Source organism: Spirosoma areae (assembly GCF_054781775.1).
On record NZ_BAAGTT010000033.1, the window covers coordinates 131,235 to 145,134 of the forward strand.

A 13,900-nucleotide genomic window follows, 5' to 3' on the forward strand; every position below is an offset into this window, starting at 1 on the left:
CCAGTCTCATGGGTTGGCTGGAGCAGATGCCGCCATCTTTACAGGTGAACAAACCCGTGTAGTATGAAAACCATATTGGTTCCAACTGATTTAAGTCTACTATCTGATAGTGCCCTTCAGGTGGCTGCCGACTTAGCCCGTACCTACGGGGCCGAAATCCTGCTGGTGCATTACGTGCCGTTTTCGATAGCCCGCGCCAACACCGTTGAAGGCTCGATGGCTATGCTCAGCTACCTCGATGAGCAGGAAGATACCGATGAAGCCGAGTTGAAGCAACTGGCGGAAAACCCGGCTTATCAGGATGTCTCCATTACCCCAATCACCTGCCGGGATGCTGACGGCCTGTATGAAGCCATGACCGACCCGCACCGGCGGACCGGAAACGTCGATTTATTGGTGCTGGCCACGCATGGGGCATCGGGCTGGGATGAGTGGCTCTTTGGTTCCAATGCTGAACACATCGTTCGGGATGCCCACTGCCCGGTCCTGGTGCTGAAACAGGCGGTCGTGCCCTTTGCTCCGACGAATGCTGTTGCTGCTATCGACATGGACGATGCCCTGAAGCAACACTGGCCTCTCTATCCGTTCGGCGCGACCGGGAACAGCCTGAAACAGTTCCTTTACGTGAGTACGCCCAGTGATAGCCGCGCTCCCGAAGGCATACATGCCTGGATGGATGAACTGGCTGGGGAAAAAGGGTTTACTGACTATGAACTGCATATCCGCTACGCCCGCAGCGTTGAGGACGGCATCTTAAACTACGCCACCGAACGGCAGGCCGATTTGATTGTGCTCTATACCCACGGACACAAAGGCCTGCGTCATTTGTTGCAGGGCAGCGTCGCCGAAGATGTGTTGAATCATGCCACCATACCGGTGCTGATTATGCATCTGAATAAATAGCTGATAGGAAATAGCATGAAAACGCTCAATACCCTGATTATCATTGCCTATGTAGTGGTCAACGTAATCGCTCTGGTCCAGGTCATCGGCAGTTACCGCTGGCCGGGCGTCACCCGCGTGGTGTTCTTTTTCATTTTTGCCTTAGCCGCCGTTGTCAACACAGGAACGGTACTCGATTCGCCCTGGGTCTATCAGAGTTACGAGGAATATGCCATTCCATTGTACGGTCGGTTTATTCTGGGCCCCTTCGACACCATCATTCAACCGATGGTGCTGAGCATTGTTGTCGGTCAGGTTTTCATTGCCGCATCGATGTTCATGAACCGGCATTGGTTTCGGGCGGGGTGCATAGGTGGTATCCTGTTTTGCCTGAGTATTGCACCGCTTGGGATGGGGGCCGGTTTTCCATGCACCTTGTTGCTGGCGTTTGCCTTCTACCAACTTTTCAGACACGAAGGCCGTAAAACAGTACGTGGGGTTTTCGACAAAAATCGGATTTCATTGCCTGCCACCTATTAACACTGGACCCAATTCATCCCCCATTCTCAACGGCTCTCTGTATGGATTATCACGTTGCGTCGGTTGCGGACGTAGCCCAATCGCTGAACACCACACCTGCCGGGCTTGACTCCGCCACGGCCCAGCAGCGGCTGGCCGAATCCGGTCCTAACCAGATTGCCGACGCCCGAAAGAAGACCGTCTGGCTCATCCTGCTGCACCAGTTCACGGATGTCATGATTCTGGTGCTCATTGCGGCTGCTATTATTTCGGGGGTAGTGGGGGAGGTGAAATCAACCTACGTCATTCTGGCCATTGTGGTCCTGAATGCCATCGTTGGGTTTATTCAGGAGTACCGGGCCGAAAAGTCGATGGAAGCTCTCAAAAAGATGGCCGCCAATCAGGCCCAGGTGTTGCGGAACGGGCAGACGCTTTCAGTAGCTACAGCAGATTTAGTGCCCGGCGACGTGACGCTGCTCGAAGCGGGCAATATCATCCCTGCCGATGTCCGGTTTATGGACACTCACGCTCTGAAAGTCGATGAGTCATCGCTGACCGGGGAGTCGGATAACGTCGAGAAAAATTCAGATGGGCTACCCCCCGGTGAGTATCCGCTCGGCGACCGGCTGAATATGGGCTACAAAGGCACGTTCGTGACCAACGGGCGGGCTACGGCCTATGTCGTGGCAACCGGCATGACCACTGAACTGGGAAAAATTGCCAAACTGATTCAGACCGACGAGACGACGACGCCCCTGCAAAAACGGCTGGCTACGTTTGGTAAGGGGTTGTCGGTTGGGGCATTAGTGATTTGCCTGCTCTTTTTCGGGGCGGGGTGGTTGCGGGGTGAGCCGTTGCTGAATTTATTGCTGGTTTCGATTTCGCTCGCCGTGGCCGCCATTCCCGAAGCACTGCCCGCTGTGGTTACCGTCGCCCTGGCTTTGGGTGCGAAACGGTTGGTAAAAAGCAACGCACTCATTCGCAAACTGCCCGCCGTAGAAACGCTGGGGTCGGTCACCTACATCTGCACCGACAAAACGGGCACGCTGACACTCAACAAAATGACAGTTGCGGAAATCGACCAATCGCCAACGTTCACCCTTCCTGTTTTGACGAACGGCGACGGGCTGCTGACGGCGATGGCGCTGAATAACGACGTAACCAAAGATACCGACGGAAACTGGCTTGGCGACTCGACCGAAGTGGCCCTGACGCATTATGCCGCTGACCGGGATTACGACCGAACCAAACTTGAAGGCCAGTTTTCGCGCGTTGCCGAACTACCCTTCGACTCGGAGCGCAAGTGCATGACTACGCTGCACCAAACCGAGCAGGGGTTTCTGTGCATCACCAAAGGAGCGGTGGGGTCGCTGTTCAAACAGCTTGATGCGAGCCAGCAGGCGGACGTTGCCGACCTGCGAAAGCGCGTCGATGCGATGGCCGAACGGGGCTTCCGCACGATGGGCTACGCGGCTAAACTCCTGCCCAAACTGCCCCCGGACGTTACGCCCGCCACTATCGAATCTGGCTTATCTTTTATCGGCTTCGTTGGCCTGATGGACCCGCCCCGCCACGAGGCCCGGCAGGCCGTAGCCGAGTGCAAACAAGCCGGTATTATTACCGTCATGATTACCGGCGACCATAAACTGACCGCCAAAGCCGTCGCCCAATCCTTAGGTATCATTTCGTCGGCCGATGAGTTGGTGCTGACCGGGCCGGAACTGACGAAATTAGATGAACCGGCTTTTGATAAAATTGTGGAAAAGGTGCGGGTGTATGCCCGCGTCGACCCGGCCCAGAAACTACGGATTATCAGCGCGTTGCAGGCCCGCCACCAGTTCGTGGCCATGACCGGCGACGGTGTCAACGATGCCCCAGCCCTGAAGAACGCGGATATTGGTATTGCGATGGGCATCAACGGCACGGAGGTATCCAAAGAAGCCGCGCACATGATTCTGCTCGACGATAACTTCGCCACTATTGTCAAAGCCGTCAAGCACGGGCGACGCATCTTCGACAACATCCTGAAGTTTATCCGCTACATCATGTCGGGCAACGCAGGGGAGATTATCGCCCTCTTTTTCGCGCCTTTTTTCGGGCTACCCGTTCCCTTGCTGGCGATTCACATTCTGTGGATTAATCTGATAACGGACGGCCTGCCGGGTCTGGCGCTGGCCTACGAACCTGCCGAGAAAAACAGTATGCAACGGCCGCCCATCGACCCGAAGCAAACCATTTTCGCCGATGGATTAGGCTGGTTCATTCTGTGGGTCGGGCTACTGATTGGGGCCGTCACTATCGGTATGGAAGCCTGGGCGATTCAGAGCAAAATTCCACACTGGCAAACCATGACCTTTACGGTGCTGTGTTTTTCTCAGTTGGGCAACGCCATTGCCATCCGTTCCCGCCGGTCGTCGGTATTTAGTATGGGGCTGCTGGCCAACAAACCCATGCTGGGCGCAATTACGCTAACTGTCGCACTGCAACTGATGATTATCTACGTCCCCTTTTTCAATAACCTCTTTAACACCCAGCCGTTGACGTGGTCCGAACTGGCCATCACGGTCGGTGTGTCGAGCCTTGTTTTCTGGGCGGTCGAGATTCAGAAGTTAGTCATCCGGCAGCGGGGTAGTAGGCGTGAATCGGCTCCGGTAAAATCCACCGTTGCCGCCTTGCCTGCCATCCCCACTGTTACTGGCTAATCCTTCTCTAACCAGATAGGCACAACGGAGTTATTTATGAGTCACAGGCACTACCATCTCCTGTTTAATCAGAAGATTGTCGAGTTTGTCGTTTATGGCTTCCAGCAAAGCGAATTGCTTTTCCTGCGTATCGAATAGGGTTTTGATTTGCTCTTCCAGCAATAAATCGACCTTCTGATTCAGGCTGCGGATTTGCATTTCAGCTTTCAGATTTATCAGGTAATCATTTTCGCTCCGCATCCGGTCTTTTTCTTCCTGCCGGTTCTGGCTCATCATAATGATGGGGGCCTGCAACGCAGCAATGCAAGACAAAATCAGGTTCATCAAAATGAAAGGATAGGGGTCAAACCTGTAGTGGCCAATAGCCACTTCATTAAAAATAATCCAGCCCGTCAGGATAATGCCGAACAGGATGATAAACCGCCAGCTTCCGCCAAATCGGGCGACTTTATCCGAAAGCGCCTGACCCCGCGTTAGTGTCTCAAGCGGGGGATTAACGAGGTTATGAACGATGAGTTCTTCGGCGGCAAGCGTGTCCCTGACAATCTTGTGCAGCTTTTCGAGGTGCGCGCTTTCATCCGATAAAAGCTGGTCTATTTCGGTGTTGTTCATTTTCGTGTTTTCTAAAAATCAGTAAGCAAAATATTGATTACAAAAGACGGCCTAAGCGACTTATCTATTTTTTGTACATGCTTCTGACAGTCGGCAATAGCGCGACAAAGAGGATGGCTATGGCCAGAAACATATAGACCGTGTGCAGACAATCGACGGCCTGGAGAAAAACCATTTCGACCTGTATCCAGATGATAAGCGCGAAAGCCACATAAATACTGCCCGTCCAGGCCCAGTGCATGTCGGGGTAAAAATTAAATTGCTCGGCCAACTTACTTTTAGGCTTTTTCAGCAGGGCGAATACCAGGCCACAGGGAATTAGGCCCAGCACGACGAACAGAATGATTCCCGGTATCAAAAAATTGGTAAAGGGCGATTTCGCTAACATCGAAAGGGGCATACCAAACAAGGCACCGCTGGGAGAAATGATGAATGCGCCCCCGCCCCCAATAGCACCAAGACCGAGAAATGCCAATAGAAACAGTAGATAATTTTGTGATACTTGGGTCTTCATAGCGTTGTCTTTACAGGAGGATTTGGAAACTTCTGTTTATCTATCTTTTTGGTGTTTGCCACGCCAAAAATGGACAGTAACAAAGAGCAAATCATTTTGATACTTGTTATAATGGATATTCTTCAATCTTTTCTGTAATTACCTCTGACTTCTCAACGTTTTTGATTTGTAACGCCAGGAATCGTTCCACATCATAAATTGCCGTATGTGCTGATGGGGATATTTTGGGCAATAAAAGGTCAAATGCATGGTCTGTTTGTGGTAAAATATGCATGACCGTTTGCACTTTTTCCTCCACCAAACGGGTGTGCAGAATACGGGTGGTATTTACGGGGGCCATCAGGTCATGTTCACCCTGTATCAGGATTGTGGCAGGGCAGTCAGCATGTACATGCGTGACCGGTGAGAAAAGAGCGTATTGTTCAGGGCACTCATCCGGATGCCCACCCAGAAGAGAAGCAAAAACCCCTGCATTGGCAAAGTCTTTATCAAAGTTAAAGCGGTAATAGGCTTTCCCCATTCTTTTAATCAGCCATTCGGGCATTTGAACAGGCAACGCTTTTTTTGCCGAGCCCGGAGTTGAGCGGGTAGTAAGATGCTGGTTAGTGTGGTAGTACATTGCGGCTAAATCTGTTGGACCATAGAGGGAAACCACTCCGCATACGCTGATGTCCTTCCCTACCAGTTCTTCTGGCGTAAACTGCGGGTTGTTGGCTGTATAGCCTGTCATCAGGGCAAGATGACCTCCCGCAGAACCACCGCCCACAACAATTGTATCAGGATTTATTCCGTAAGTGCGTGCATTCTCTTTCATCCATGCGATGGCTCGCTTTACATCGTTTACCATTCCCATCATGTCCGTTTCAGGCGCAAGGCGATAAGCCACGTCCATAATCACATGACCCTGGGCAGTTAGGTGACTAAAAAATGGACGAGTACCGACATCTTTATCGAGCAGAGACCACGCACTGCCATGCATATATATAAACGCCAAACCCGAAGGGGTGACAGTTGCATTTGGTTGCCATACATCACACAAAAGTTTTCGGTTGCTGCCAGGAATAGTTGCAAACGAAATGTCTTGTCCTATGCGTGGAATTGGAACGGCGGGTAATTTTATTATTATTCGTCCGGGGAGAAAGTTATTTTTTTGTTCGGTACTTATGCGGTTTTTCCAATTCAAACCGAAAGTTCGTTCAAAACTGCTTGAAAAAACAGGTGGCCGCGTAACGCTAACGATATGTATGGAAAAAATCAAAACGTCATATAGGCCAATCAAACTAATAAAGACCGAACCCGTTGTCAGTCCTACAAAGACGCTCAATACACCAACGAGGACAAGCAACGTTGATAATGCAGAAACAAATAGTTTTACTATCCACAAAACCGGCGCAGGCCAATGTAGTCGAAGGAAAATCGGAATGCTCATTAGTGCAGCTAAACAACCTAAAATCGTTGCAAAAATTTGAATGACTAATATTATAATTTCCATTTGGATTTCTTTAAAATAATTTTTAATAAAAAGTCCTTTTCTTAAATTGTATTTACAGTAGCAAAGTAAAATACCTGATTAAAAAAAGAAAATGATGGATGCCCGAAAAAGAACTGATTTATATCAGTTAAAAGCGATGCATGAAATAAAATCAATAAATGGCTGTTGATTTATGCTTATATTATTGAACCGAAAGGCATAACGCATAACCATCGTAATCTGAATTAAATGGTAGATAATTTGACATTCCTCACGCCCGCACGAACCAGTCGACCGACCGCCGGAGCGAAACCGGTTCGGGATATGTTTTCACGTAGCCGACGCGCAGGATAAATTGCACCGTATCGCTGATGCCGATGGATTCATTTACGGTTTGATTCGTTGGTGACTCCTCAAGAATCTGCGTCATGGGATGGATGGCAATGCCCCGGTTCCGCACGGTTAAGAACAGCCGCTGCATTCGTTTGCCCGTTTCGAGCAGCGTTGTTACGGCGTTACCGTTGCTGGTAATCAGTAGCCAACCCGCCGATTGGGAGACCTGCCTCCTCACGTTGTCAATGGCTTGGTCTCTGAAATCAGACTTCATTACGGCTGATTTTCCGTAAAAATTTCGCACAACCCAGCCGGGAATTCCATCTATTTCCATGCCTGCCGTGGTGAGTCCGTCCCGATATTTATCGGCATCCTGGCTGGAGAATCGAATCCAGTCGGCCAACTCCTGTTGAGCCTCATCCCGGTACGACTGAATCCGGTTGGCTTCAATGGTTTGTTCGTTCAGCCACCGATTTTCTTCCGCCCTGTTTGGGATGAAGTGGACGAAATCAGGTTCGCCGTTGACCAGATAAGCAAGGTCTTCCTTTTTCAATACCTCACCGAGGTAATTTGACCGCACGGTTCTGCGCCGTATTATTTTTTGGGTGTCATATGCTGGCGTATTACCTGATTTACTGAGCTTTACCTCGACCATGTCTTCATCCTGATTGCTCGTGGCAATCGTATCGAGCTGGCAGGTATACCCTAAGCTACTGGCGGCATACTCAAGATTTTGCAGGAATGCACCTATCGACAGGATGGTTTCCCGCTGAATTGGGTCAACACCGGGAAGCCATCGGCTTTTATCGTTGCCGACGACCCAATGATTCGGTTCAAGGTGTTTTATGAACCAGGGTTGGGTGTTGTGCCCGCTCGGTGCGAGGGACGCCAGGAACAAAATGGCCCGTTCATCAGCGGTCAATTGAGTAGTGCCGGTGCCGGTTAGCCCGCTATCTGCCCTCGTGAAATTACGCCTGTCGCTGAGTAAGTAATACGTGCCGCTGGCCAGAACAATAGTGGCTCCGGCGATGCCTAAAATTTTCCGTCTGTTCATGGCTGATTTGTTGGCGTCAATTGGGCCGAAACCGCTGACCTGGTGAGGTGACGCTTCGCAATTTCTTCCCCCCACAAATAGGCCATCGACACCGTAACGGCGATGTTGGATTCTGTCCCGCGTGATTCGTCATTTGGCCTCAGTAGCCACAGCGAACGGGAGTCCAGCAGGTTAGCCTTTCTGTTTAGAATCAACTTTTCCAGTGCTTTTTGGGAAGCCCCTGTCGAACCGCCCCCGATGGTAATGGCCACGACAGATTTGCCCTCCAGCGTCACTTGTTTTTCGATAAAATGGCTCACAGCCCAATCAGGCCTCCAATTGTAGGTGTTGGCGCAAAACACATACAAATCAACTGGCTGATTTTCAACGTCGGGGGCTGCTTCAACGGTGGCAATGGTCACCCGCATACCCCCATCGGCGAGGGCCTGACCAAACGACCGGCTTATCTGCTCATCCAAATTGTAGAACGGGTCAGGGTCATACACAATCAACGCCCTCTTTTTTGCGGTCTGACTGCCCAGTGTCCAGCTTCGTTTTGGTCCGGCCCGTTCTGCCCAGAGTGTCAGGAGCGTCCAGGCACCCCCAATCACCAGTACGGCAATGCCTGTTAATCTGAATAGCTTTTTCATGATTCACGTGTCAATATTTCTGCCAGAGTCTGGCTCCAATTCGGATGACTGGCGAAATATCAGCGTTGGAAATGTTGTAACGGACATCACCGAAATCCACGCTATTGTTGCGCCGTAAGTACAGGTGCACACCCGGTTGCACGTAAAAAACCCGGCCAATGAAAAACTGGTAACTCAGGCCTAATCCGGTGTCAATACTCTTAATATCTTTTTTGATGCCCGTGCTTTGCTGTTCGATGCCGAACGTGTGACTTTCGAGATAGGTGTAGAGTTCCAGGTTTTTCCAGACGTTGTAGCCAAAGAAAATGCCGGGCGAGGTGTTGTAAAATCGTTTGAAGGCCGGTGATGAATTATTCAGGCCAACCGTCTCTGCATTGTAGGTGCCGCCGTTGATGACACTGACCCGTACCCGGAATTTTTTATAGCGATAGCCAACGGCGAAGTGATACCCGCCGAACAAAAACATCGGCACCAGGCTCTCGACTTCCAGTGCTTGCTTCACTTCGTAATTGCGGGGATTTGGATGCCAGAACGAACTCACAGACCCATCAGTCTGTGCAAATAGGGTTGTTGCCGTAAGTGATAGCAAAGCAAAGAAGGTCATGTATTTTTTCATAGCTTCTGACGGTTGAGTAGCCAATCCATGACCTGTTTTTCGCGGCCCGGATTTGATGCAAACCTACCATTGGCAGACTTGTCTCGACATGACCGAAATCAGCCCGCCGTATGAGTTTCGCTATATCCTTTCGCCACTGCCTTGCCGTAGATTTGGGGTCTAATGGTGTCGTGTAACAAACAGCCGATGACTAACACGCTCAATCTATTTTCGATAAAACTGGTCCATACCATCATCTGGCTATTCATGGTCAGCGTGATTTTCTACGTGCTTTATTGCGGACTTGCAGACGACATAAATGTTTACACCTGGATTGCCATTGGGCTGGTCATCGGGGAAGGACTGGTCTTGCTCTTATTCAGGGGTCGGTGCCCACTAACGATTATGGCCCGAAACTATTCGGATTCGGACCGGGATAACTTCGATATATTTCTACCCAACTGGCTGGCCCGTTACAACAAACTGCTGTTCACCACCGTGTATGTCGTTGGTCTGATTATGGTTGGATACCGACTGTTTCACCGGGCTTAGTGCTCAATAGGCCTGGGGCTGGTCGTACTCGATGTCGCGCAGGATGAAGCGGGCATACGGCTTTTCCTCGCCGTCTATAACCCAGGCGGCACTGGCGCGGGTTGGCACGCGCAGGCCGTGCATCTGGCGGTAATCGGACAGATACCCAATCCAGGTTTCGATGTGCGTTTCGTCGCTATACCGTTGCGCCTGGTACCGCACGATTTCGCCTTGCTTGTTAAAATTCATCAGGCATGATACAGTTAGGCCGTGGTCGGTGAGGGTAAGTGTGGCCGAGTCGTCGTCTACCGGCGACCAAACGACCTGACCGCCAGGCAGCAAACTGGTTGGAAACCAAACGGCTTCGGCCAGCCAGCGCAGGAGTTCGCCCTGATCGTAGCTGGGGCCGCTTCCCCGCACAACGGGCAGCACACCCAGCAGCCGTGCTGTCAGGCTTCCCCGCCCGGCCACGTACTGGTCGCAGGCACTGAACCAGGCTGTAGTGCCGATCCAGATGTAGCCGGGGGTATCGGCCAGAAAGTATTCCTCGCCGGTAATCGCTATCCAGTCTTTTTTTAGATCGGTTTTGAACTGGCCACCGTGCCGAAGCCGGGCAACTCGTACATACGGCTGGCCGGGTTTCAGTACGTGCCGAAAGTACCGCTGTACGGGCGCGGGAAGGTCGGTCAGTTGAGCTGGATGATAGGTTTTGACCGGCCCGGTTTTGGCCGATAGAAATAAATTCGCCACATCCCGGCGCGACTGACGGGCCACGAGCCACCGCCCGGCCAGCAACGCGACAACAGGAACGGCCAGGGCCGATAGGATCAGGAAGTTAGTTTGGCGTGTCATGGCTGATTTTGATTATGATCTCCACTAACGTTTAGTCGTTTGACTGGTGGAAGTTGCAAAATTGAAGGTATTTCGGGTACGGATTAGTGATCTATAGCCGCCCCATTGACTGAGTTTAATCAAGCCGTTACCTGACCCCCGTCATACCTTCACCGACCATGAGCGCCCATACCTGTACGCTTCAGCTCAACCTGAGTTCAATCAGCGTGTTGGATGACGGGCATCATGGATTGGCCAACTTATCCCGCCCATCTTTGTCGTGTGGTGTCATTTTGCTTTAGGCCATGCCATACCGCAAAGCCCGGCCTGAACAGGGGTGAATGAACCTGCATTCTGTCGGCAATGAATAATTAGCCGACTGCTTTTAATCAGCCAACACAGTATGAAAAAGATTCTCCTGCTGACCGACTTTTCGGAGGCCTCCCATAACGCGATTACGTTTGTCCGCTCATTCTTCAGCGATTCCGTTGTCGATTTTCACCTGTTCTGCGCCAGGTCATTGGAAATCCATGACATGGACAACTCAACTAACGACTCCCGAACAACACGCACGAGTTATGCCGATCAGCTTCACGAGGTGGTGACCGGGTTGCGCCGGGAGGCCACCAACGACTGGCATACCTTCCGCTCGTCGGCCTGGCCAGGGAAGCCGCTCGACGTCGTCGAGCAGGCGGTTAACGCGGAGGTGTATGATTTTGTGGTCATCGGTCCCCAGGAGGACGAAACCAACGAGTTGTTTGGCAACAGTGCCATCACTCTGGTTCGTCAGCTCAGGGCCAACGTGTTGGTGGTGCCGGGCGATGCCCGCCCCCGGCCAGTTCATCAGGTCGTGCTGGCCGCTGATTTCGCCAGGTTGAAGAACAGCAAATTACTCAGTCCCGTCAAAGAGTTGGTGACGCTCAAAGGGGCAGCCCTCACTCTGCTGAGTATCAACACGCCTAACAAGAACGTTCTACACGCGGAGCGGGAAGCCCACATTCTGCAGTTTCTAAAACCGATTGTACCGAACCTGGTTCAAATGCGGTTTCCCAACGCCAAACGGGGCATTGATGCCTACTTAGCCGCGCATCCAGTCGACCTTTTAGTGACGATCCCCAAATACAACGACCGAACCGAGACGTTAACGAGTAGCCGGGTTACCCGCCTGCGGGCCTTCACCCCGGCCGTACCGCTGCTGACGCTCTACGATGATGGCCGCAGCGATTTGCCCCAACTGATCGAAGACCTGTCGAACGCCGATTATGCCCTTTGACCATACCGGCATTTCCCGCCCGGCGCACTGGCCATTTACCCCGACAATCATGTATAAAATCCTGATACTGACCGATTTCTCCCCGGCCTCGCACCATGCGCTGGCTTTCACGCAGGCGCTCTTTGCCGATACAGCTACCCAGTTCTGTCTGCTCCATGCGTTTTCAGCCGAACCGACCGAGGGGTTTACCGGGTCCTTTTTGCTGGCCGAACAACGCCAGTTGGCCGAGGAGTCGCTACAGGAACTTGAGCGCAGCCTGACGCAGCAGCCGGCACCGACCGAACATACCTATCGAACACTGGCGATGCTGGGCAATCCGGTAAGTGCCGTTGAGAACCTGCTCGCTCAGGAATATTTCGATCTGGTTGTGGTAGGAGCTACCGGTTTTGGCCGTACTGAATTCTTCGGCAGCGTCGCGACGGGTATGATCCGGGCCGCCAACACGAATGTGCTGGTGGTGCCGGTTTCCTCACCCATCCGGCCGCTTGAGCGGGTCGTGCTGGCAACGGACTACCGGTCTGTCAATGATGCGGAGTCATTTGTATTCTTGGCAGACCTGGCCCGTCGAAAAGCGGCTCAACTCACGCTGCTCACCATCGAAGACCCCCGGCAATTAGATACGCAAGCCTCCGATCTGAGTCGCCAATACGTACTCAGGGCGTTTGAAGACCTCCAGACAGATACCTACAGCATCCACGACGAGGATGTACGGCAGGGCATCAATGCCTATTTAGACAACCATACGGTGGATTTATTCGTCATGCTGCCCCATCACAAAAGTGTCTTCGATGTGTTGCAGAACAACAGCGAAACCCGCCCCCTGGCCTACCACCCGCGCGTTCCGCTGCTGACCCTGTATGATTCCCCAACAGTTACCCTGTCTCCCGCGAATGAACCCGCTTCAGAACTGGATGACATTCCGTTCACTACCTACCTTTAATCAACTACGGATTGGGTACGCAAAACCCCGGTAACGAACAATCGTTACCGGGGTTTTGTGTTGGCCGACTGGTTTAGACAGGTGTTGGAATAAACCCTTTTAAAAATACCATCGGCACGTGTTCGGACTGAAGTGGCAAGGTCAACACCGGGATGAGCGCATGATTAGCGACATCCTCGGCGATACTCCCCTGCAACAGGTGCCGAAGACCCCGCCGACCGTGGGTACCCAACACAATCAGGTCCGCTTTTTTGGCTTCCGCAAAGGCCAGTAACCCCGTCTCGACATCAAACTCATCCTGTTGGTTCAGGGTGTAGTTGCCCAGTTTATACCGGTCGGCAAACGCTTCCATGCGCGGTCTAATCTCGTGGGTCGGCACAAACCGGTTAATCGTGTTGACAAACAGCAGGTGAATGACCGGATGCCCGAATCCATCGAACAGGGTTTTCAGAAACTCAATCGACTCATCATACTGGTCATGGAAATCCGAGGCAAAGACCACCGTTTTGAGGGCAAGGTGATTGGTCAAGTTCTTCAGCACCAGCACGGGTATGCTGGCCCGCTGGATAAGGTGTTCGGCGTTGGACCCCGACAGGGTTTCTTTTAACCCACTGGCTCCCGTGGAAGCCATCACCAACAGGTCGGCATCGGCGAAGCGGTTGTCGTCCAGCAAATCCACCGGGTCAGTACCGGTCAGTACGTGGGTATGCACCCGTAGGCCGCTCAGATAAGGCAGCGTTTTCAGGTCATCGAACGCCTGGTCAATCAGCTCCGATGCCTGGTGGTAGCGCGACTCGGCATCCTGCAGCCGGGGCGTGAAACCCGGCATCACCGGCGACACTACATGAATTAAATGCAGGTCAGCATCGAATAGCCGGGCCAGTTGCGCGGCCACCGGTAAGGCGTTGGTGGCCTCATCGGAGAAGTCGGTTGGGAACAGGAGTTTTTGCATGGTTCGAAAGGTTTTTACCGCATATCGTACCGTAAAGATACCCGGCTCGTTATGCCCTGACT

General features: G+C 52.1%; 14 protein-coding genes. 6 read left to right on the forward strand and 8 right to left on the reverse strand.

Annotated features, from left to right (window positions below):
* The first annotated feature begins 63 nt into the window (after positions 1 to 63).
* Genes ACYVI1_RS18565 through ACYVI1_RS18575 form a run of 3 tightly spaced genes read left to right on the forward strand, consistent with a single transcriptional unit; the run spans position 64 to position 4,103 of the window.
* The gene (locus tag ACYVI1_RS18565; protein ID WP_460912232.1) at positions 64 to 903 is read left to right on the forward strand and encodes a universal stress protein; all 840 of its coding nucleotides are present in this window, start codon (positions 64 to 66) and stop codon (positions 901 to 903) included.
* A 15-nt stretch (positions 904 to 918) separates the two neighbouring features.
* Positions 919 to 1,422: a hypothetical protein gene (locus ACYVI1_RS18570; protein ID WP_460912234.1), complete on the forward strand. Its 504-nt coding sequence runs from the start codon at positions 919 to 921 to the stop codon at positions 1,420 to 1,422.
* A gap of 41 nt (positions 1,423 to 1,463) precedes the next feature.
* On the forward strand, positions 1,464 to 4,103 hold the full coding sequence (locus ACYVI1_RS18575) for a cation-translocating P-type ATPase (RefSeq protein ID WP_460912235.1): 2,640 nt from the start codon (positions 1,464 to 1,466) through the stop codon (positions 4,101 to 4,103).
* A 30-nt stretch (positions 4,104 to 4,133) separates the two neighbouring features.
* Here the strand turns inward: ACYVI1_RS18575 and ACYVI1_RS18580 are convergent, their stop codons facing one another.
* The 6 genes from ACYVI1_RS18580 to ACYVI1_RS18605 form a co-directional block, all read right to left on the reverse strand.
* Positions 4,134 to 4,715 (reverse strand): DUF1003 domain-containing protein, encoded by a 582-nt coding sequence (locus ACYVI1_RS18580; protein ID WP_460912236.1) that lies wholly within the window; start codon positions 4,713 to 4,715, stop codon positions 4,134 to 4,136.
* Between the two features lie 64 nt (positions 4,716 to 4,779).
* A complete protein-coding gene (locus tag ACYVI1_RS18585) occupies positions 4,780 to 5,229 on the reverse strand; it encodes a hypothetical protein (protein ID WP_460912237.1) in 450 nt (149 codons plus the stop codon).
* Positions 5,230 to 5,335: 106 nt separating this feature from the next.
* Positions 5,336 to 6,721: an alpha/beta hydrolase fold domain-containing protein gene (locus ACYVI1_RS18590; RefSeq protein WP_460912238.1), complete on the reverse strand. Its 1,386-nt coding sequence runs from the start codon at positions 6,719 to 6,721 to the stop codon at positions 5,336 to 5,338.
* Between the two features lie 250 nt (positions 6,722 to 6,971).
* Complete coding sequence (locus ACYVI1_RS18595; protein WP_460912239.1) at positions 6,972 to 8,087, reverse strand: Acg family FMN-binding oxidoreductase; 1,116 nt, start codon at positions 8,085 to 8,087, stop codon at positions 6,972 to 6,974.
* Positions 8,084 to 8,716 carry a hypothetical protein gene (locus ACYVI1_RS18600; RefSeq protein ID WP_460912240.1) on the reverse strand — a complete coding sequence of 211 codons (633 nt, stop codon included), beginning with the start codon at positions 8,714 to 8,716 and terminating at the stop codon, positions 8,084 to 8,086. The genes ACYVI1_RS18595 and ACYVI1_RS18600 overlap by 4 nt, the downstream gene beginning before the upstream one ends.
* A 10-nt stretch (positions 8,717 to 8,726) precedes the next feature.
* Complete coding sequence (locus ACYVI1_RS18605; RefSeq protein WP_460912241.1) at positions 8,727 to 9,332, reverse strand: hypothetical protein; 606 nt, start codon at positions 9,330 to 9,332, stop codon at positions 8,727 to 8,729.
* 186 nt (positions 9,333 to 9,518) lie between these two features.
* Here ACYVI1_RS18605 and ACYVI1_RS18610 point away from each other — a divergent pair, with 186 nt between their 5' ends.
* The gene (locus ACYVI1_RS18610) at positions 9,519 to 9,863 is read left to right on the forward strand and encodes a hypothetical protein (RefSeq protein WP_460912242.1); all 345 of its coding nucleotides are present in this window, start codon (positions 9,519 to 9,521) and stop codon (positions 9,861 to 9,863) included.
* 3 nt (positions 9,864 to 9,866) lie between these two features.
* On the opposite strand, the gene ACYVI1_RS18615 is transcribed toward ACYVI1_RS18610, so the two are convergent.
* Positions 9,867 to 10,694 carry a DUF6544 family protein gene (locus tag ACYVI1_RS18615; RefSeq protein ID WP_460912243.1) on the reverse strand — a complete coding sequence of 276 codons (828 nt, stop codon included), beginning with the start codon at positions 10,692 to 10,694 and terminating at the stop codon, positions 9,867 to 9,869.
* A gap of 382 nt (positions 10,695 to 11,076) precedes the next feature.
* On the opposite strand from ACYVI1_RS18615, the gene ACYVI1_RS18620 reads away from it, so the two are divergent.
* Both ACYVI1_RS18620 and ACYVI1_RS18625 read left to right on the forward strand, forming a co-directional pair.
* Entirely contained in the window at positions 11,077 to 11,946 is an 870-nt protein-coding gene (locus ACYVI1_RS18620) for a universal stress protein (protein ID WP_460912244.1), read from the forward strand.
* A complete protein-coding gene (locus ACYVI1_RS18625; RefSeq protein ID WP_460912245.1) occupies positions 11,936 to 12,886 on the forward strand; it encodes a universal stress protein in 951 nt (316 codons plus the stop codon). The genes ACYVI1_RS18620 and ACYVI1_RS18625 overlap by 11 nt, the downstream gene beginning before the upstream one ends.
* A gap of 73 nt (positions 12,887 to 12,959) precedes the next feature.
* Here the strand turns inward: ACYVI1_RS18625 and ACYVI1_RS18630 are convergent, their stop codons facing one another.
* Positions 12,960 to 13,838, reverse strand: a complete 879-nt coding sequence (locus ACYVI1_RS18630) for a universal stress protein (RefSeq protein WP_460912246.1) — start codon at positions 13,836 to 13,838, stop codon at positions 12,960 to 12,962.
* Positions 13,839 to 13,900: the final 62 nt, after the last annotated feature.

Coding starts and splice junctions, on each gene's coding strand:
- ACYVI1_RS18565 (WP_460912232.1), top strand. CDS start 64: ATGAAAACCATATTGGTTCCAACTGATTTAAGTCTACTATCTGATAGT.
- ACYVI1_RS18570 (WP_460912234.1), top strand. CDS start 919: ATGAAAACGCTCAATACCCTGATTATCATTGCCTATGTAGTGGTCAAC.
- ACYVI1_RS18575 (WP_460912235.1), top strand. CDS start 1,464: ATGGATTATCACGTTGCGTCGGTTGCGGACGTAGCCCAATCGCTGAAC.
- ACYVI1_RS18580 (WP_460912236.1), bottom strand. CDS start 4,715: ATGAACAACACCGAAATAGACCAGCTTTTATCGGATGAAAGCGCGCAC.
- ACYVI1_RS18585 (WP_460912237.1), bottom strand. CDS start 5,229: ATGAAGACCCAAGTATCACAAAATTATCTACTGTTTCTATTGGCATTT.
- ACYVI1_RS18590 (WP_460912238.1), bottom strand. CDS start 6,721: ATGGAAATTATAATATTAGTCATTCAAATTTTTGCAACGATTTTAGGT.
- ACYVI1_RS18595 (WP_460912239.1), bottom strand. CDS start 8,087: ATGAACAGACGGAAAATTTTAGGCATCGCCGGAGCCACTATTGTTCTG.
- ACYVI1_RS18600 (WP_460912240.1), bottom strand. CDS start 8,716: ATGAAAAAGCTATTCAGATTAACAGGCATTGCCGTACTGGTGATTGGG.
- ACYVI1_RS18605 (WP_460912241.1), bottom strand. CDS start 9,332: ATGAAAAAATACATGACCTTCTTTGCTTTGCTATCACTTACGGCAACA.
- ACYVI1_RS18610 (WP_460912242.1), top strand. CDS start 9,519: ATGACTAACACGCTCAATCTATTTTCGATAAAACTGGTCCATACCATC.
- ACYVI1_RS18615 (WP_460912243.1), bottom strand. CDS start 10,694: ATGACACGCCAAACTAACTTCCTGATCCTATCGGCCCTGGCCGTTCCT.
- ACYVI1_RS18620 (WP_460912244.1), top strand. CDS start 11,077: ATGAAAAAGATTCTCCTGCTGACCGACTTTTCGGAGGCCTCCCATAAC.
- ACYVI1_RS18625 (WP_460912245.1), top strand. CDS start 11,936: ATGCCCTTTGACCATACCGGCATTTCCCGCCCGGCGCACTGGCCATTT.
- ACYVI1_RS18630 (WP_460912246.1), bottom strand. CDS start 13,838: ATGCAAAAACTCCTGTTCCCAACCGACTTCTCCGATGAGGCCACCAAC.